This window comes from Jiangella alkaliphila, from assembly GCF_900105925.1.
Taxonomy (GTDB): domain Bacteria; phylum Actinomycetota; class Actinomycetes; order Jiangellales; family Jiangellaceae; genus Jiangella; species Jiangella alkaliphila.
The window spans coordinates 1,102,844-1,120,468 of record NZ_LT629791.1 but is presented as its reverse complement, the minus strand read 5'-3'; the positions used below and the strand labels follow the sequence as shown (position 1 = coordinate 1,120,468).

Genomic DNA, 17,625 nt, shown 5'->3' with positions numbered 1-17,625 from the left:
GACCCGAGTAGGACATGAAACACAACGGGGCCGCAGACAACCGTGAGGCTGTCTCGCGCGTCATACCTGATGTGTGGCCGGCAGGTCGCACCTGGAGGAACCACTCGTGACGAACGACATCACCACGGCCGGCGACGCGACCGGGCCCGGTGGACGCATAGAACCGGTCGACCTGCAGGTCGAGATGCAGCGCAGCTATCTCGACTACGCGATGGCCGTCATCGTCGGCCGTGCGCTGCCGGACGTCCGCGACGGCCTGAAGCCGGTGCACCGCCGCGTGCTCTACGCGATGTACGACGGCGGCTTCCGCCCCGACCGCGGGTTCTACAAGTGCTCGCGCGTGGTCGGCGAGGTGATGAGCAACTACCACCCGCACGGTGACACCGCCATCTACGACACCCTGGTCCGGCTCGGCCAGTGGTGGTCCATGCGGTATCCGCTGGTCAAGGGCCAGGGCAACTTCGGTTCCCGCGGCGACGACAAGCAGGCGGCGATGCGCTACACCGAATGCCGCATGGAGCCGCTGGCCATGGAGATGGTCCGCGACATCGAGGAAGAGACCGTCGACTTCTCGCCGAACTACGACGGCAGGAGCGACGAGCCCGACGTTCTGCCGGCGCGGTTCCCGAACCTGCTGGTCAACGGTTCCGGCGGCATCGCGGTCGGCATGGCCACCAACATCCCGCCGCACAACCTGCGTGAGGTCGCCGCGGGCGTCGACTGGTATCTGGACAACCCCGAGGCCGACAGCGAGCAACTCCTCGACGCGCTGCTCGCGCGGATCAAGGGCCCCGACTTCCCCACCAGCGCCCTCATCGTCGGCACCACGGGCATCGAGCAGGCCTACCGCACCGGCCGCGGCTCGGTCACCATGCGCGCCGTCGTCGACGTCGAAGAGGACAGCCGCGGTCGCGCCATCCTGGCCATCACCGAGCTGCCTTACCAGGTCAACCCCGACGCGCTGCTGCGCAAGATCGCCGAGCTGGCCGACACCGGCAAGGTTCCCGGCATCGCCGATCTCAAGGACAACTCGTCGTCGCGCACGGGCATGCGCATCGAGGTCGTGCTCAAGCGCGACGCCGTCGCGTCGGTGGTCCGGAACAACCTCTACAAGCACACACAGCTGCAGGACACCTTCGGCTGCAACATGGTGGCGCTGGTCGACGGCGTTCCGCGCACGCTGCCGCTCGACGGGTTCGTCCGGCACTGGGTGACCCACCAGGTCGAGGTCATCCGCCGGCGCACCGAGTTCCGGCTGCGCAAGAAGCGCGAGCGCCTGCACATCGTGCTGGGCCTGCTCAAGGCGATCGACGCCATCGACGAGGTCATCGCGCTGATCCGCCGGTCGCAGGACGTCGAAGAGGCCCGCAACGGCCTCATGCAGCTGCTCGACATCGACGAGATCCAGGCCACGGCCATCCTCGACATGCAGCTGCGCCGGCTCACCGCGCTGTCGCGCGAAGAGCTGCAGAACGAGCACGACGCCCTGGTCGCCGACATCGCCGAGCTGCAGGCCATCCTCGAGTCCGACGAGCGCAAGCGGACCATCATCCGCGAGGAGCTGGCCGAGATCGTCGAGAAGTTCGGCGACGACCGGCGCAGCCGCATCATCCCCGCCGAGGGCGACATGACCGCCGAGGACCTCATCCCCGAGGAGCCGGTGGTCGTCACCATCACCCGCGGCGGCTACGCCAAGCGCACCAAGGCCGACCTCTACCGCTCGCAGAAACGCGGCGGCAAGGGCGTGCGGGGTGCGCAGCTGCGTGAGGACGACGTCGTCGACCAGTTCTTCGTCACCACCACGCACCACTGGATCCTGTTCTTCACCAACCGCGGCCGGGTCTACCGCGCCAAGGCGTACGAGCTGCCCGAACTGGCCCGCGACGCCAAGGGCCAGCACGTCGCGAACCTGCTGGCGTTCCAGCCCGACGAGAAGATCGCCCGGGTGCTCACGCTGAAGGACTACGAGCAGTCGCCGTACCTCGTGCTGGCCACGAAGCACGGCATGGTCAAGAAGACCAAGCTCACCGAGTACGACTCCAACCGCTCCGGCGGCGTCATCGCGGTCCTGTTCCGCGAAGAGGACGACGAGCTGATCGGCGCCGAGCTGGTCACTGCCGACGACGACGTCCTGCTGGTGTCGCGCAAGGCGCAGGCCATCCGGTTCACCGCCACCGACGAGCAGCTGCGGCCGATGGGCCGTGCCACGGGCGGCGTCGTGGGCATGAAGTTCCGCGACGGGGACGAACTGCTGTCGATGTCCGTTGTGGGTGATGGAACCGACTCGTACGTCTTTACCGTCACAGATGGTGGATTCGCCAAACGAACCGTTGTCGAGGAATATCGTGTTCAGGGACGCGGGGGTTTGGGTATCAAGGCGATGAAGATCAATGAGGACAGAGGGTCTCTTGTGGGTGCGTTGGTCGTCGGCGACGGCGACGAAGTGCTTGCCATCCGGGCATCCGGAGGGGTGACGCGCAGTCCCGTGGCGGACGTTCCCGCCAAGGGACGTGACACCATGGGGGTCAAGTACGTTGCGCTCGGTGGCGACGATGTGGTCGTCGCCATCGCGCACAGTGCCGAGGAAGACTCGGTGGAGGAGGCCGTCGAGGACGTGGCGGACTCCGAGATCGACGCGGAGGGTGATGGCTCGTGACGAGCAGTGGCGCGACCGGGCGTCCGGGGTCCGACCAGGACGCGCGCAACAAGAGCGCGCCTCCTCCGGACCGGCCGGACCAGCAGGCCAACGGCGCGAAGCCGGGGCCTCCCAACAGCAACGGTTCGCCCAACGGGCAGCGCGGCGCCGCTGACCCGGCGGTCGACAACCGCGGGCAGCAGGGTGGTGGGCAGCAGCCGCGTGGTGCGGCCGCCGCCCGCGTCGCCACCCGCAACCGGTCGCGCGAAGACACCACGCCGCGTCCCGACGCCGGGTCCACGCAGAACCCGTGGTCCCGCCCGGGCGAGCCCGGCCAGAACGGCGGGCCGCAGAACGGCAACGGCCAGCGGCCGACCGGCCAGGCCGGTCCGACCTCGCCGAACGGCGCTCCGCCGGCGGCCGGCCGAGCCGCGGCCGGCGCGGCGAACCAGGGCCCGGTGCCGCCGCCGTCTCTGGTCGCCCAGCAGGGTGCCGCCGCTCCGGCGGCGTTCCCGGCGCCGCCCGGCCCGGTGCCGGCCGCGCCGCTGCCGCCGTCGAACCTGGACCTCGCCGACGACACCCAGGCCAGCCTCGAGGCCATCCCGCCGGCGGCGCCCCGTTCGACCACCGCCGCGAAGGCGGCCACCACGCCGACCCCGTCGCGCTCGGCCAGCTCGCGCCGTCCCGGCCGGGTCCGCAAGGCCCGGCTGCGGTTGCTGCGGGTCGACCCGTGGTCGGTCATGAAGACGGCGTTCCTGCTGTCGGTCGCGCTCGGCATCACGCTGTTCGTCGCGGTCGCGGTGCTCTGGTCCGTCCTCGACGCCGCCGGCGTGTTCAGCTCCATCGACGACGTCGTCACCGACATGACGGCCTCCGACAGCAACTCCGGCATCGACATCAACCAGTACGTCGAACTGTCCCGCGTGCTCGGCTTCACCACCCTCATCGCGGTGGTCGACGTCGTGCTGCTCACGGCGCTGGCGACGCTGGGTGCGTTCCTGTACAACCTCTCGGCCAGCCTGCTCGGTGGCCTCGAACTGACCCTCGCCGAGGACGACTGAGCCCGGCCCCGCGGCGGCGGTCAGCCCGGTTTGGGCTGGCCGTCGACGGTGAGGTACGCTGCTGCGGCGCACTCGGTGCGAAATCCCCGGGCCTATAGCTCAGACGGTTAGAGCGCTTCCCTGATAAGGAAGAGGTCACAGGTTCAAGTCCTGTTAGGCCCACCCAGGTCAGAGCCCCTATCAGCAAGCTTGGTAGGGGCTTTCTCATGCCCGTGATCGAGCACGGAGTGCGACGCTCCGAACCGGGTACAGGTTCGGTCATGGTGGTTCTTGTGGTCGTCTTGCTGGCCGCTTGGTTGGTGCTGTCGATCGTGGGCTTTGCCATCGAGGGCATCCTCTGGCTGGGCTTGATCGGGGTGGTGTTGTTCGTGGCTACCGCGATCGTCGGCTGGCTCCGGCGGTCGACCCACCGGAAGGTGTGACGTAGCGGCGTAGGCTCGGCGCTGTGAAGACGGTGTCGCGGCTGCTGGTGCTGGCCGCGCTGCTCCTCGGCATCGTGCTGATGCACCACGTCGCCGGTGCCGGCCACGCCGACGGGCACAGTCCGGCGCACGAGACCACGGCGGCGTCCCATGCCGGGGCGGCCGCCGGCGCCGAGGGGCACGAGAGCAAGCCGTCGCCGTCGTCGTCGGAACATGGGCTGGCGCATCTGTGCCTGGCGGTGCTGACGGCGGCCGTGCTGGCCCTGGTCGGCCGCGTGCTGCTGGGCCGGCTGCCGGTGCTCGCGCGGCGCGCCCGCGACGCCGTCGTGTCCGTGCGCCCGCGCCGGGTGCGGCCGCCGCCACGTCCCTACGGTTCGGTGTTGCTGACGTCCCTGTGCGTGTCGCGGACGTGACGGCCGGGGTGTTGCCGACCCCGCCCGTCGTTCACGTCACCCCCGAAGGGACCGTTTCCTCATGCACCGCAGGCACCTCGCCCTGCCCACGCTCGTCCTCGTCCTGTTGGCCGGCTGCGGCTCGTCCGATGACGAGGAGGCGTTCGCGCCCGCGGACGTCGAGTTCGCGCGGCAGATGATCCCGCACCACGCCCAGGCCGTCGAGATGGCCGCCATGCTGCCGCCCAGCGGCGTCAGCCCCGAGCTGACCGAGTTGGCCGACGGCATCGCCGACGCCCAGCAGCCGGAGATCGATCAGATGACCGCGATGCTGGACCGCTGGGGATACACCCCGCCCCCGCTGGAGGGCGGGCACGCGCACGAGATGGCCGGCATGCTCACCGAGGACGACCTCGCCGCGCTGGACGCCGCGACCGGCGCCGAGTTCGAGCGGATGTGGCTGACCATGATGATCGAGCACCACGAGGGCGCGATCGAGATGGCCCGGACCCAGCTCGACGACGGCATCGACTCCGAGGCCCGCGAGCTGGCCGAGGAGATCGTCGACGCGCAGGAGGCGGAGATCGCGCGGATGGAGGGGCTGCTGGAGTGACGTGATTCCGATGTCGCCCTGCTGCCGCCGGGATCTCTGCGTTAACCTCACACGAGAGTCGAGCACCGTCTGGAGGCGGACCATCGTGTTCAACAAGAAGATCCTGTTCGGAGCGGTCGTGGCCGTGGTCGGGTACCTCGGTTACCGCCGCTACCAGTCCGGACGGGCCGAGCAGGACCTGTGGGCTGAGGCCACGGATCCGATCCCGCCCGCCGACCCGCGCTGATAGCAGCACCGACGGCCACGGAGACCTCGCCCGTTCGCGGCGAGGTCTCCGTGGCCGTTCTGCGTTGTCCCGACTTGAAGTTGACGCCACGTCAACGGTTACCGTCGTGGACGGATCGGAGAGTCCGGTCCGGGTGAACGACACGGAAGCACCATGAGCTGGTCGATCAACGAGGTGGCGCGGGCGTCCGGGGTGACGTCGCGGACGTTGCGGCACTACCACGCGATCGGCCTGCTCGAGCCGGCGTGGACGGCCGACGGCGGCCGCCGCTACTACGAGCAGGAGCAGCTGCTGCGGTTGCAGCGGATCCTGCTGCTGCGCGAGCTCGGTCTCGGGCTGGACGCCATCGGCGAGGTGCTCGCCGCGCAGGACGGCGCCGGCGCCGTCGACGTGCTGCGGCGGCACCGTGCCTGGCTGCTGGCCGAGCGGGACCGGCTCGATCGGCTCGTCGCGACCGTGGAGTCCACCATGACCACCCTCGAGAAGGGAGGAACCATGACGGCGAACTCGATGTTCGCGGGGTTCGAGCAGAACCCGTACGAAGAGGAGGCCCGCTCCCGCTGGGGCGACCTCGCCATCGACGACACGACCGCCCGCACGCGTGGCTGGTCGGCCGACCAGGCCGAGCTGGCCCGGTCGGGGTTCGGCGCGGCGGTGGCCGCGCTGCGCACCCTCAGCGCCGACGGCGTCCCCGACGACGACGCACGGGCCCAGGAGGTCGTCGACGACCACTACCGCTGGGTATGCCTGTTCTGGACGCCCGGCCGCGACGCCTACCGCGGCCTCGCCGGCCTCTACGTCGACGACGACCGCTTCCGGCAGAACATCGGCCAGGGCGACGACGCGCTGGTCGCGTACCTCCGCGACGCGATGATGGCCTACGCCGACGCGCGGCTGCGCTAGCAGACCGGACGGGTTCGGGAGAGCCGCAGATCTCCCGGCCCGCCGGCCCTGGGCAGTTTGCGAGGAATTCGCTGCACAGCGCGGCGACGCGCTAAGGTTGTCGGCGCGGTACGGCCCCGCGCCCTACGGCGCGGCGCCGTTCCGCACCAACGGGGACGTAGCTCAATTGGCAGAGCACCGCCTTTGCAAGGCGGGGGTTAGGGGTTCGATTCCCCTCGTCTCCACCAGGTCAGCCCGCGAGCTGCCGCTCCAGCGCCTCGGCGTCGTGGAGGGCCGACATGTGCAGGAACTTGCCGTCGCGGATCCGGTAGATCGCGTACTCGACGATCTCGATCGGCTTGCCGGTGGGAGCCGCCCCGAGCCACTCCTTGGTGGGGGTGCCGGTGTTGAGCAGACGGGCGGCGAGGCTGTCGCCGTTGACGGCGAGCTCCTGGGTCTCCCAGTGGAAGTCGGGGACCGCGTCGACGATGCTGTCCAGCTGCGCGACGAGCGCGGCGCGGGAGCTCGGCTCGCTGTGCATGACGATGGACTCGTGGACGAACTCGTCCATGCGGTCGAACTCGTGCGCGTTGAGCGCCTCGATGTAGCGCTCGTAGAAGTCGCGCGGGTTGGTGTCGGACATGGCTTCTCCCCTTTCGTGGGGGTCAGAGGCTCGCCCGTGGTGGGCGTCTCGATGTGCCCAACCCGGCCCTTCGTACTTCTATTCCAGTCGGTATAGAAGTACGAACCGATGGGAGTCGACGCGCGGTGAACGCGCGGCCTAGTGCTGCCGGGCCTCGCCCGGCCGCACCGTCGACCCGACGATGCGCAGGTCGTACTGGTCGGCGACGAAGGCGGTGTGCCGGTGTGCGTCGGCGTGGTCGCGCGCTGCCGTGTCGGCCGTGCCGTAGCGGACGAACGGGCGTCCGGTCCAGGAGCAGTCGTCGCATTGCCCCCGGTAGCGCAGTTGGCCCTGAGCCTGGGACATGGCGCCAGGCTAGCCGCCGGAAAACCGCTGGACGTCAGTAGCGGCTACTGCTCTATCGTGCAGCGGTGCTGCCCGACTCCGTCCTGCTGAGCCTGACCGGCCGCCGGCCCGCGGACGTGGTGGACGTCGCGGAGGTGCCCCTGCGCGGCGGTACCGGCGCGGCGACGGCCGGCGTGGCCAGGTTGACGGCGGCGCGGCAGCTCGGTGCGTGGCAGGCGAGCGCCGTCCTGCCCGATGTGCCGTGGCTGGGCGGGCACCAGCTGGCGCAGCGCGTCGCGGTGTCCGACCTCGACTGGTCCGCCGTCGACGCCGACGAGCGGGCGCAGCGGCTGTGGTCGCGCCGGCACGAACTGCTGGAGCGGCCGGCCGCCCTGCCGCAGGTGCTCGCCCACGGCGACGTCCACCCGGACAACCTGCGCGCCGACGGCCCGGACACCGTGGCGCTGGACTGGGGCACGATGGGCGCCGCCCCGGTCGGCGCCGACCTCGCGCACCTGGCCCTGGGCGCCCGGGCCGACCTGCTGGACGACTACCTGGCCGGCGCGGACGGCGCCTTCGACCGCGACCAGGTCGAGGCCGGCTGCCGGGCGACCCTGGTGCTGGTCGGCGCCAGCCGCGTGCACTGGATGCTCGCGACCGGCGCCGACGTCCCACCGGGATATGTCGATTTCCTCTGGGCGCACCGCCCCTGAGCGATCAGGTCGCGACGGCTGCCGCGGCGGTGGGTGCGACGTTGAAGTTGTGCCGGAAGACGTTGTCGGGGTCGTAGCGGTCCTTGAGGTCGCGCAGCCGCTCCAGCGTCGCCGGCGGGAACGCCGCGGCCAGCACCTCGTCGGTCTGGTCGGTCTCGAAGCTGAGGTAGAGGCCGGAGAAGAACGGCTGCAGCGTGGCCCACACCTCGCCCAGCCGCCGCGCGTTGGCGCCCATCGCCGTCACCGAGAAGTTCGCCGACCGGTGGGCGTACGCCGTCGCGTCGGAGGGGACGTCGGAGACGGCGCCACCGACGGCGCGGATCTGGAAGAAGTAGATCGCCCCGCTGGACAGGGCGGTCGCGACCGCCGCCGCGAACTCGGGCGTGATGTGCTCGACCAGCCCGCTGTGTGCCAGCGGCTCGCCGGTCGCCACGTGGGCGGGGCCGGCGGCGTTCTGCAGGATCCCGGCGTACGAGGTGATCGTCACCTCCTGGTCGTAGAGCGGCGCGATCGAGGCGATCTCCTGCAACCGTGCCACAACAACGTCGGGATCGGACGACTCGACCACCGAGCGGCTCTGCGCGATGGCCGGCTGGCCGTTCCGGGGCGGGCCCATGACAAGGAAGCTGGCGAAGTCGCGCGGCGCGTTCTCGACGGCGGCGCCCCAGCGGACCAGGTAGTCCTCGACGTCCTCGGCGACCTGGGTGAGGAAGCCCCAGCCGACGTCGCCCACCTCGTCGGCGACGAAGTCGAAGGACGTGACGATGCCGAGGTTGCCGCCGGCGCCGCGGACCGCCCAGAACAGGTCCGGGTGCTCGGTCTCGCTGGCCCGCACGACCGACCCGTCGGCCAGCACGATCTCGGCCGCCACCATGTGGTCGATGGTCAGCCCGTGCGACCGGGACAGGTACCCGATCCCGCCGGCCGTCGCCAGGCCCCCGACGCCGACGCCCCCATAGTCGCCGGACGACAGCGCCCAGCCGTGCGGCGCCAAGGTCGTCGCGACGTCCATCCAGCGTGCGCCGGCGCCGATGCGCACCAGCCGCCGCGCCTCGTCCAGCACCTCGATCCCGTCCAGCCGCCCGACGTCGATGACCAGGCCGCCGTCGTTGGTCGACCGGCCGCTGATGCCATGGCCGCCGCTGCGGACGCCGAGCGGCAGCGAAGGGTGGCGCCGCGCGTACGCCAGCGCCTCCACCACCTCGGCGGTCGACGACGGGCGCAGCACCAGGCCGGGTGACCCGCCGCGCAGGTAGCCGCCGCGCACCGTCCGGTAGTCGGGGTCGCCGGGCTCGACGGCGGAGTCACGCAGCGACGCGGGCACGCCGTCGTAGTCGATGCCGTCGCGCCGGGCCGCGATGGCCGCCGCCGGGCGGATCCGCTCCCCGGCCGAGCCGGCCGGCAGCGCGTCGTCGACGGCCGAGCGCAGCGCCGGCATGACCTCCTCGGCGAACTGCTGCATCGTGCGCGTGTCGTCGCCCATGACGATGAGAGTGCCGACGCCGTCCTCGACGACCAGCGGCAGCAGGTCGTCGACCCAGTCCTGGCTGGTGCCCTGGAGGAACCCGGTGCGCGACGTCTCGAACCGGCCGCCGATGTTGACCAGCCGGCGAATCTCCCGCGGATCCCGCCCGGCCGACCGCGCGGCCTCGTCGATGATCGCGTTGCCGCGCTTGAGATCGCCCGACTCGAGGTACGGCAGGCTGGGCAGCCAGCCGTCGCCCTTCTCGCCGATCAGGCGGAGCATGCGCGGCTTCAGCGCACCGATCCACAGCGGGATCGGATGCTTCGGCGCCGGCCCGCGCTTGGCGCCGTCGAGGCGGTAGAACTCGCCGTCGACGCGGGCGCCGCCGCGGGTGTCGACGTCCCACAGGGCGCGGATGACGTCGATCGCCTCGCTCAGGGCCTGGACGGACTCGCCGGGGCTGAGCCGGCGCCCGCCCATCGCCTGGATCGCGTCCCAGAACCCGCCGGCGCCGAGACCGAGCTCGGCCCGTCCGTCGGAGAGCAGGTCGAGGCTGGCCGCCGCTCGCGCGAGGACGGCGGGCGTGCGCAGCGGGATGCTGTGGACGTTCGCCGACAGCCGCACGCGCGACGTCTGGGCCGCGACCCAAGTGAGCAGCGTCCAGGTGTCGAGGAACGCGGGCTGGTAGGGGTGGTCCTGGAACGTCACTACGTCGAACCCGAGCTGCTCGCTGAGCTGGGCGAGCGCGACGGGCGTCTGCGGTGACTGGTTGGTGGGCGTGATGAAGGTGCCGAACTCGAGACGGTGGCCGTAGTTCACGTTCCTCAGTCTCCGGATCGGGAGCCCCATTGGCCAACACGCCGTTAGCGACTTACTATGAGTGAGTGGCTATCGACACCAGACTCGCTGCGGCCCGGCTCGAGACCGGGTTCGAGCACATCGACGACGAGAAGTGCCGGCTCTTCACCGGTCAACTGGAGATCATCGGTAAGAAGTGGAGCGGCGGCATCATGCTGGCCGCGGTCCGCGGTGCCACCCGCTTCGTCGAGTACCGCGCGGCCGTCCACGGCATCTCCGACCGGCTGCTGAACCAGCGGCTCAAGGAGCTCGAGGCCGAAGGGCTGATCGAGCGGACGGTCGTCCCGACCACGCCGGTGCTCGTCCAGTACCGCCCGACCGAGCGCGGGCGGAGCCTCATGCGGGCGCTCGAGCCGCTCGTCGCCTGGGGCGTCGACGATCACCAGCGACGCGAGCGCGCCGCAGAGCGCGGCTAGGCGCCCCGGCGGTTCCGCCGCTGCCTACGATGAGAGCCATGCGTCTGGCGTCCATCCTCGTCGACGGTGCGCCGCGGGCGGCCGTCGTCCACCCGACGAAGGGCGTGGCCGTCGTCGCGGACCTGCTGCCGGAGTTCACCGGCGACGTCATGTCGCTGATCGCCGACCGGCGCGGTGACGAGGTCGACGAGGCCGTCGCGGAGGCGGACCCGGGCCTGTTCCGGCCGGCGGACGAGGTGACGTACACAGCGCCGTACCGCAACCCGCCGAAGATCTGGGGCATCGGCCTCAACTACGTCGACCACGCCGCCGACCTGGCCGAGGTGGTCCCGGACGAGCCGGCGTCGTTCATCAAGGGCAACCACACGATCATCGGGCCGGGCGAGCCGATCCCGCTGCCGGTGCAGAGCGAGCGCGTCACCGCCGAGGCGGAGGTCGGGCTGGTCATCGGGCGCTACTGCCGCGACGTCGAGGAGGACGCGGCGCTGGGGTACGTGTTCGGCCTGTGCGCGATCCTCGACCAGACCGCCGAGGACATCCTGCAGCGCAACCCGCGGTTCCTGACCCGGTCGAAGAACTTCCCCGGCTTCTTCTCCTTCGGGCCACACATCGTGCCGCTGGCCGAGGCGCTCGCGGCACAGCCGGGCGGCCCGGACCTCGCCGACGTCCAGGTCAGCACCGTCGTCAACGGCGAGCGGCACCGCAGCAACGTCGTCGGGCGCATGCGGTTCTCGCCGGCGTACCTGGTCAGCTTCCACAGCAAGGTCATGCCGCTCTACCCCGGCGACATCATCTCGACGGGCACGCCCGGCGCCGTGGTCGTCGAGCCGGGCGACGTGGCCCGGTGCGAGGTCTCCGGGCTGGAGCCGCTGGTCAACCCGGTGGTGGCGCCCGAGTGAACGGGCGGAGCGCCGGCGGAGAGCTCGTCGAGGCGCTCCGGTCGCACGGCATAGGCGAGGTCGACGGGTCGGCGCTGCGGCGGGCGGAGTACTCCACCGACGCGTCGAACTACCGCGTGGTCCCGCGGGTCGTGGTGTTCCCGCGCGACGCCGACGAGGTGGTCGGTGTGCTCGAAGTCGCCCGGTCGCTGGGCGTCCCGGTGACGGCGCGCGGCGGCGGCACGTCGGTGGCCGGCAACGCCGTCGGGCCGGGCGTCGTCATGGACCTGTCGGCGCACCTGAACCGCGTCGAGCTGGTCGACCCGGACGCGCGGATCGCCGTCGTCCAGCCGGGCGTCGTGCTCGGGTCGCTGCAACGGGCCGCCGCGCCGCACGGGCTGCGGTTCGGGCCGGATCCGTCGACGTGGTCGCGGTGCACCATCGGCGGCATGATCGGCAACAACGCCTGCGGCTCCCGCGCGCTCGCGTTCGGTCGCACCGCCGACAACCTGCTCGAGCTGGACGTCGTCGACGGGTCCGGCCGCCGGTTCACCGCGGGCCGTGACCTCGACGCCGTCCCCGGCCTGCCCGAGCTGGTCAACGGCAACCTCGACGTCATCCGGACCGAGCTGGGCCGGTTCGAGCGGCAGATCTCCGGCTACTCGCTGGAGCACCTGCTGCCCGAGCGCGGTCACGACCTCGCGAAGGCGCTGGTCGGCACCGAGGGCACCTGCGGGGTCGTGCTGAAGGCGACGCTGCGGCTGGTCGAGGCGCCGCGGCGACCGGCGCTCGTCGTGCTCGGGTTCGCGGACATGCCGGCGGCCGCCGACGCCGTCCCCGCGCTGCTGCCGCTCCGGCCGCTGGCGATCGAAGGGCTCGATCGCCGCATCGTCGGGACGGTCCGCGTCATCCAGGGCGAGGCGGCGGTCCCGGAGCTGCCGGACGGGAACGGCTGGCTGCTGGTCGAGGTCGGCGGCGCGGACCCGGACGACGCGCACGTGCGGGCCGCTCGGCTGGCCCGCGATGCCGCTGACGCCGGCGCGACCGGCGTCCGGGTGCTGCCCGACGGGCCGGAGGCGCGCGCGATCTGGCGCATCCGCGAGGACGGCGCCGGGCTGGCCGGCCGCACGCTCGACGGCGTGCAGGCGTGGCCCGGGCTGGAGGACGCCGCCGTGCCGACGGAGCACCTCGGCGCGTACCTCCGTGACCTCGACACGCTGCTGGACGAGCACGGCCTGGCCGGTTCGCCGTACGGCCACTTCGGCGACGGCTGCGTGCACGTGCGCGTCGACCTGCCGCTGCACACCGGCGGTGCCGAGCTGCGGTCGCTGATGACCGACGCGGCCGCGTTGATCGCGAGCCACGGCGGCTCGCTGTCCGGCGAGCACGGCGACGGGCGGGCGCGCGGCGAGCTGCTGCCGTCCCTGTACTCCGCGCGGATGATCGGCGTGTTCGAGCGGTTCAAGGCGCTGTTCGACCCGGCCGGCCTGCTGAACCCGGAGGTCGTGGTGCGCCCGGCGCCGCTCGACCGCGACCTGCGCCGTCCGGCCGCCGCGCCGCTCCCGGCGTCCGACGGGTTCGCGTTCGCCCACGACGGCGGCGACGTCACCAACGCGCTGCACCGCTGCGTCGGCGTCGGGAAGTGCCGGGCCGATCTGACGTCCAGTGGCGGCTTCATGTGCCCGTCGTTCGTGGCCGTCGGCGACGAGACGACGTCGACCCGCGGCCGGGCGCGCGTGCTGCAGGAGATGGCGAACGGCGCGCTGGTCGCCCGCGACTGGCGGGCGCCGGAGGTGCACGAGGCGCTGGACCTGTGCCTGTCCTGCAAGGCCTGCGCCACCGACTGCCCGGCCGGGGTCGACATGGCGACGTACAAGTCCGAGGTGCTGCACCGCGCCTACGCGGGCCGGCGTCGGCCGTGGACGCACTACACGCTCGGCCGGCTGCCGCGATGGGCCGGGCTGGCGGCCCGGTTCGCCCGGCCGTTGAACGCACTGCTCTCCATCCGGCCGCTGGAGCGGCTGGCGCTGCGGCTGGGCGGGATGGACCCGCGGCGGTCGATCCCGCGGTTCGCCCCGTTGTCGTTCCACCGTTGGTGGAAGCGCCGAGTGTCGGTGCCCGCCGACGGCGTCCCGCGTCCGAGGGTGCTGCTGTGGGTCGACACGTTCACCGACCTGCTCTCGCCGTCCATCGGCGTGGCCGCGGTCGAGCTGCTGGAGTCGGCCGGCTACGAGGTGCTGACCCCACCGCCGGGCGTGTGCTGCGGGCTGACCTGGATCACGACAGGCCAGCTCACGGCGGCACGGTCGAAGCTGACGGCGCTGGTCGCGGCGCTGGCCCCATACGCGGAGCAGGGCGTCCCCGTCGTCGGGCTGGAGCCGTCGTGCACGGCCGTGCTTCGGTCCGACCTCGTCGAGCTGCTGCCGGACGACCCGCGTGCGGCCGCCGTCGCCGAGGGCACGGTGACGCTGGCCGAGCTGCTGACCCGGACCGGCGGCGACCAGTGGACGCGGCCGGACCTCGGCGGGCTCGAGGTCGTCGTGCAGCCGCACTGCCACCACCACTCGGTCATGGGCTTCGGGCCGGACCAGGAGCTGCTGCGCGAGCTGGGCGCCACGATCACCGTCCTGGCCGGCTGCTGCGGGCTGGCCGGCAACTTCGGCATGGAGCGCGGCCACTACGACGTGTCGGTCGCCGTGGCCGGGAACGCGCTGCTGCCGGCCCTGCGGGCAGCCGCGCCTGGCACCGTCCTGCTGGCCGACGGGCTGTCCTGCCGAACCCAGGCCGAGCAGCTGGGCGGCGTCCGCGGACTGCACCTGGCCGAACTGCTGGTGCGCGGCGCGGTCACATCCGGCGCCCGCCACGCGTCAAGGTAGTGACGGACCGAGACTGGAGAGTGTGACCGCGATGCGCGACGACGACTGGCTGGCCCAGCGGTTCGAGGAGAACCGGCCGCGGATGCGCGCCGTGGCCTACCGCATGCTGGGCTCGTCCGCCGAGGCCGACGACGCCGTGCAGGAGGCCTGGCTGCGGCTGAGCCGCGCCGACACCGACGACGTGCAGAACCTCGGCGGCTGGCTGACGACGGTGGTGTCGCGGGTGGCGCTGGACATGCTGCGCTCGCGGACGTCGCGGCGCGAGGACCCGCTCGACGACGACGGCGAGCGCGACTCCGCCACCGTCGACGCCGCCGCACTCGATCCCGAGGGCGAGGCGGTGCTGGCCGACGCCGTCGGTCCGGCGCTGCTCGTGGTGCTCGACTCCCTCGCCCCGGCCGAGCGGCTGGCGTTCGTCCTGCACGACCTGTTCGCGATGCCGTTCGACGAGATCGCGGTCATCCTCGAGCGCACGCCGGTCGCCACCCGGCAGCTGGCCAGCCGGGCCCGTCGCCGCGTCCAGGGTGCGCGGGCCCCGTCCGTCGACCCGGCTCGGCAGCGGCTGGTCGTCGACGCGTTCCTCGCCGCCTCGCGCAACGGGCAGTTCGAGGACCTCCTCGCGCTGCTCGACCCCGATGTCGTGCTCCGCGCCGACGAGGCCTCGATCGAGAACGCCCGCATCGGACGGGCGCAGGGCGCGCCGGACCTGGTCCGCCTGCTGCACGGCAGTGAGGCCGTCGCCCGCGTCTTCCACGGCCGCGCCGCCCACGCCGAGACGGTCCTCGTCGACGGTGTCCCGGCCGCCGCCTGGGCGCCGGGCGGACAGGCGAGAGCGCTGTTCCGGCTCACCTTCGACGGCGACCGCATCACGGCCATCGACATGGTCGGCGACCCGGACGAGATCGCCCAGCTGGACGTCACGCTGCTGCGCTGACGGCGCCGCCCGGCGTAAGCGATAGGATCGCCAATGCCCGGGCTCCGGCCCGGGTGCGACGAGTGTCTGCGAAGTCCGGTTCGACTCCGGCGCTGTCCCGCAACTGTGAAGCCGCCCGCCTGCCGCGGACGGACGAGTCAGGTCGCCAGCCTCGTGGCCCGGATTGTCCTCGGTAGAAGGGCGGTTCGCAGATGGCTCCCCGCCATCCGCGCCCCTTTACCACTGTGAAGGAGGCGCACCTTGCGAACCACCCGTCCCCTGCGACTCGCCCTGCTGGCGGCCGCACTCCCGCTCGTCCTCGTGGCCTGTGGCGACGACGGTGACGGCGACTCCGCCGCGCCGAGTGACGCGCCGTCGTCGGCCGCCGGCACCGATGGCGGCGACGAGGCCACGTTCCCCGTCACCATCGAGACCGCGAACGGGCCGGTCGAGATCGCCGAGCAGCCGGAGCAGATCGTCTCGCTGTCGGCCACGGCCACCGAGATGCTGTTCGCCGTCGGCGCCGGTGAGGCCGTTGTGGCCGCCGACTCGTTCTCGAACTACCCGGCCGAGGCGCCGACGACGGACCTGTCCGGCCTCGAGCCGAACATCGAGGCGATCGTCGGCTACGACCCCGACCTCGTCATCGCCTCCAACGACCCGGGCGAGCTGGTGTCCGGTCTGGACGCCGTGGGCATCCCGGCGATCGTCCTGCCCGCCGCGGTCACGCTCGACGACACCTATACGCAGCTCGAGCAGCTGGGCGCCGTGACGGGCCACGTCGGCGACGCCGCCGAGTTGGTCGGCGAACTGCAGGCCGACGTCGACGAGCTGGTCGCGCAGGTGCCTGCCGACGCGCCGCCGGTGACGTACTACCACGAGCTCGACCCCAACTTCTTCACCGTCACCAGCAGCACGTTCATCGGCGAGATCTACTCGATGGCCGGCATGACGAACATCGCCGACGAGGCGCCCGACGCCGCCGGCGGCTACCCGCAGCTGTCGCCGGAGTTCGTCGTCACGGCGAACCCCGACGTCATCTTCTTCGCCGACGGCGGCGCGGGCGGCGTCGTGGCCGAGGACATCGCGAGCCGGCCGGGCTGGGACCAGCTCACGGCCGTCCAGGAGGATCGCATCGTCGAGGTCGACCCCGACATCGCCAGCCGGTGGGGCCCGCGCATCGTCGACTTCCTGCGCACCGTCATCGAGGAGCGGACGGCGCTCGCGCCGGTCGAGTGACGCTGTGAGCAGTGCCGCCGGGACCGAGCTGGACACCGCGACGCCGTCGTTGCGGCCGGTCCGGCTGCCCCGGCGCTGGTTGTTCGGCGGGCTCGCGGTCCTGCTGGCGGCGGTCCTGCTCGGCCTCACTGTGGGGCCGGCCGGGCTGCCGCTGCGCGGCGTCGTCACCGAGATCGTCAACCTCCTCCCGGGCGTCGATCTCGCCGGCGGGCTGGACGATCGCGAGGCCGCGGTGCTCTGGCAGCTGCGGGCGCCGCGGGTCGTGCTCGGCCTCATGGTCGGCGCGATGCTGGCGCTGGCCGGGGCTGGGTACCAGGGCGTGTTCCGCAACCCGCTGGCCGACCCGTACCTGCTCGGCGTCGCGGCCGGCGCCGGGCTGGGCGCGACGTTCGCGATCGTCTCCGGCGGCAACCGGCTGCTGGTGCCATTGGCGGCGTTCACCGGCGGCCTGGCCGGCGTGGCAGCGACGTACGCGCTGGGCCGCAGCGTCGGCGGGCGCAGCACCACCTCGCTGATCCTCGCCGGCGTCGCCGTCGCGGCGTTCCTGACCTCGGTGCAGACGTACGTCAGCCAGCGCAACTCCGAGACGCTGCGCGAGGTGTATGGCTGGATCCTGGGCCGGCTGCTCACCGCCGGGTGGGACGAGGTGCTGGCGGTGCTGCCGTACATCGCCGTGTCGGCCGTCGTGCTCCTGGCGCACCGGCGGCTGCTCGACGTCCTCAGCGTCGGCCCCGACGAGGCCGGCACGCTCGGCGTCCCGGCGGGCCGGGTCCGGCTGGTGGTGGTGCTGGCGGCGACGCTCGGCACCGCGGCGGCGGTGTCGGTCAGCGGGCTGATCGGGTTCGTCGGCATCGTCGTCCCGCACATCGTCCGCATGCTGGCCGGCTCGTCCTACCGGGTCGTGCTGCCGCTGGCGGCGGCGCTCGGCGCGACCTTCCTGGTGGTCGCCGACCTCGTCGCGCGCACCGTCGTCTCGCCCGGCGAGCTGCCGGTGGGCGTCGTGACGGCGTTCGTCGGCGCACCGTTCTTCACGCTGGTGCTGCGCAGCTCGCGGAGGTCGTGGTGACCA

General features: G+C 72.3%; 17 protein-coding genes and 2 tRNA genes. 16 read left to right on the top strand and 3 right to left on the bottom strand.

The genetic code is table 11. From position 1 onward, the window contains the following. Positions 1-106 precede the first annotated feature (106 nt). From gyrA to BLV05_RS05225, 9 genes are all read left to right on the top strand, one after another. Positions 107-2,656, top strand: a complete 2,550-nt coding sequence (gyrA, locus tag BLV05_RS05255) for a DNA gyrase subunit A (protein WP_046767054.1) — start codon at positions 107-109, stop codon at positions 2,654-2,656. Continuing rightward, entirely contained in the window at positions 2,653-3,696 is a 1,044-nt protein-coding gene (locus tag BLV05_RS36870) for a DUF3566 domain-containing protein (protein ID WP_052762156.1), read from the top strand. Before gyrA ends, BLV05_RS36870 begins: the two co-directional genes overlap by 4 nt. Before the next feature lie 88 nt (positions 3,697-3,784). Beyond that, positions 3,785-3,858, top strand: a tRNA-Ile gene (locus tag BLV05_RS05245). Positions 3,859-3,902: 44 nt separating this feature from the next. Continuing rightward, positions 3,903-4,118, top strand: coding sequence for a hypothetical protein (locus BLV05_RS35565; protein ID WP_152690593.1), 216 nt, complete (start codon positions 3,903-3,905; stop codon positions 4,116-4,118). Between the two features lie 23 nt (positions 4,119-4,141). Then, positions 4,142-4,531, top strand: coding sequence for a DUF6153 family protein (locus BLV05_RS05240; protein WP_052762157.1), 390 nt, complete (start codon positions 4,142-4,144; stop codon positions 4,529-4,531). Between the two features lie 61 nt (positions 4,532-4,592). Beyond that, positions 4,593-5,123, top strand: coding sequence for a DUF305 domain-containing protein (locus tag BLV05_RS05235; protein ID WP_052762158.1), 531 nt, complete (start codon positions 4,593-4,595; stop codon positions 5,121-5,123). An 85-nt stretch (positions 5,124-5,208) separates the two neighbouring features. After that, positions 5,209-5,349 carry a DLW-39 family protein gene (locus BLV05_RS36425; protein WP_169790490.1) on the top strand — a complete coding sequence of 47 codons (141 nt, stop codon included), beginning with the start codon at positions 5,209-5,211 and terminating at the stop codon, positions 5,347-5,349. A gap of 153 nt (positions 5,350-5,502) precedes the next feature. Continuing rightward, positions 5,503-6,252, top strand: a complete 750-nt coding sequence (locus tag BLV05_RS05230) for a MerR family transcriptional regulator (RefSeq protein ID WP_046767056.1) — start codon at positions 5,503-5,505, stop codon at positions 6,250-6,252. Between the two features lie 151 nt (positions 6,253-6,403). Continuing rightward, positions 6,404-6,479 (top strand) — tRNA-Ala (locus BLV05_RS05225). Positions 6,480-6,481: 2 nt separating this feature from the next. On the opposite strand, the gene BLV05_RS05220 is transcribed toward BLV05_RS05225, so the two are convergent. Together BLV05_RS05220 and BLV05_RS05215 are read right to left on the bottom strand one after the other, a co-directional pair. Beyond that, positions 6,482-6,874: an ester cyclase gene (locus BLV05_RS05220; RefSeq protein WP_046767057.1), complete on the bottom strand. Its 393-nt coding sequence runs from the start codon at positions 6,872-6,874 to the stop codon at positions 6,482-6,484. Between the two features lie 138 nt (positions 6,875-7,012). Continuing rightward, positions 7,013-7,219: a hypothetical protein gene (locus BLV05_RS05215; RefSeq protein WP_046767058.1), complete on the bottom strand. Its 207-nt coding sequence runs from the start codon at positions 7,217-7,219 to the stop codon at positions 7,013-7,015. 65 nt (positions 7,220-7,284) lie between these two features. On the opposite strand from BLV05_RS05215, the gene BLV05_RS05210 reads away from it, so the two are divergent. Beyond that, complete coding sequence (locus BLV05_RS05210; protein ID WP_052762159.1) at positions 7,285-7,911, top strand: phosphotransferase; 627 nt, start codon at positions 7,285-7,287, stop codon at positions 7,909-7,911. A 4-nt stretch (positions 7,912-7,915) separates the two neighbouring features. On the opposite strand, the gene BLV05_RS05205 is transcribed toward BLV05_RS05210, so the two are convergent. After that, entirely contained in the window at positions 7,916-10,195 is a 2,280-nt protein-coding gene (locus BLV05_RS05205; protein WP_197683540.1) for an LLM class flavin-dependent oxidoreductase, read from the bottom strand. A 65-nt stretch (positions 10,196-10,260) separates the two neighbouring features. Here BLV05_RS05205 and BLV05_RS05200 point away from each other — a divergent pair, with 65 nt between their 5' ends. The 6 genes from BLV05_RS05200 (at position 10,261) to BLV05_RS05175 (ending at position 17,622) form a co-directional block, all read left to right on the top strand. Continuing rightward, positions 10,261-10,650, top strand: coding sequence for a winged helix-turn-helix transcriptional regulator (locus BLV05_RS05200; protein ID WP_152690594.1), 390 nt, complete (start codon positions 10,261-10,263; stop codon positions 10,648-10,650). A 38-nt stretch (positions 10,651-10,688) separates the two neighbouring features. Beyond that, a complete protein-coding gene (locus BLV05_RS05195) occupies positions 10,689-11,549 on the top strand; it encodes a fumarylacetoacetate hydrolase family protein (protein ID WP_046767060.1) in 861 nt (286 codons plus the stop codon). Then, entirely contained in the window at positions 11,546-14,404 is a 2,859-nt protein-coding gene (locus BLV05_RS05190; RefSeq protein WP_046767061.1) for an FAD-binding and (Fe-S)-binding domain-containing protein, read from the top strand. Before BLV05_RS05195 ends, BLV05_RS05190 begins: the two co-directional genes overlap by 4 nt. Positions 14,405-14,435: 31 nt before the next feature. Further along, complete coding sequence (locus BLV05_RS05185) at positions 14,436-15,338, top strand: sigma-70 family RNA polymerase sigma factor (RefSeq protein ID WP_046767250.1); 903 nt, start codon at positions 14,436-14,438, stop codon at positions 15,336-15,338. A gap of 240 nt (positions 15,339-15,578) precedes the next feature. Continuing rightward, entirely contained in the window at positions 15,579-16,556 is a 978-nt protein-coding gene (locus BLV05_RS05180; protein WP_046767062.1) for an ABC transporter substrate-binding protein, read from the top strand. A gap of 49 nt (positions 16,557-16,605) precedes the next feature. After that, complete coding sequence (locus BLV05_RS05175) at positions 16,606-17,622, top strand: FecCD family ABC transporter permease (RefSeq protein ID WP_046767251.1); 1,017 nt, start codon at positions 16,606-16,608, stop codon at positions 17,620-17,622. Positions 17,623-17,625: the final 3 nt, after the last annotated feature.

What these genes read in the sequence shown, in the direction of transcription:
- BLV05_RS35565 (WP_152690593.1), top strand. Translation starts at nt 3,903, where the DNA reads ATGCCCGTGATCGAGCACGGAGTGCGACGCTCCGAACCGGGTACAGGT.
- BLV05_RS05235 (WP_052762158.1), top strand. Translation starts at nt 4,593, where the DNA reads ATGCACCGCAGGCACCTCGCCCTGCCCACGCTCGTCCTCGTCCTGTTG.
- BLV05_RS05230 (WP_046767056.1), top strand. Translation starts at nt 5,503, where the DNA reads ATGAGCTGGTCGATCAACGAGGTGGCGCGGGCGTCCGGGGTGACGTCG.
- BLV05_RS05220 (WP_046767057.1), bottom strand. Translation starts at nt 6,874, where the DNA reads ATGTCCGACACCAACCCGCGCGACTTCTACGAGCGCTACATCGAGGCG.
- BLV05_RS05215 (WP_046767058.1), bottom strand. Translation starts at nt 7,219, where the DNA reads ATGTCCCAGGCTCAGGGCCAACTGCGCTACCGGGGGCAATGCGACGAC.
- BLV05_RS05195 (WP_046767060.1), top strand. Translation starts at nt 10,689, where the DNA reads ATGCGTCTGGCGTCCATCCTCGTCGACGGTGCGCCGCGGGCGGCCGTC.
- BLV05_RS05185 (WP_046767250.1), top strand. Translation starts at nt 14,436, where the DNA reads ATGCGCGACGACGACTGGCTGGCCCAGCGGTTCGAGGAGAACCGGCCG.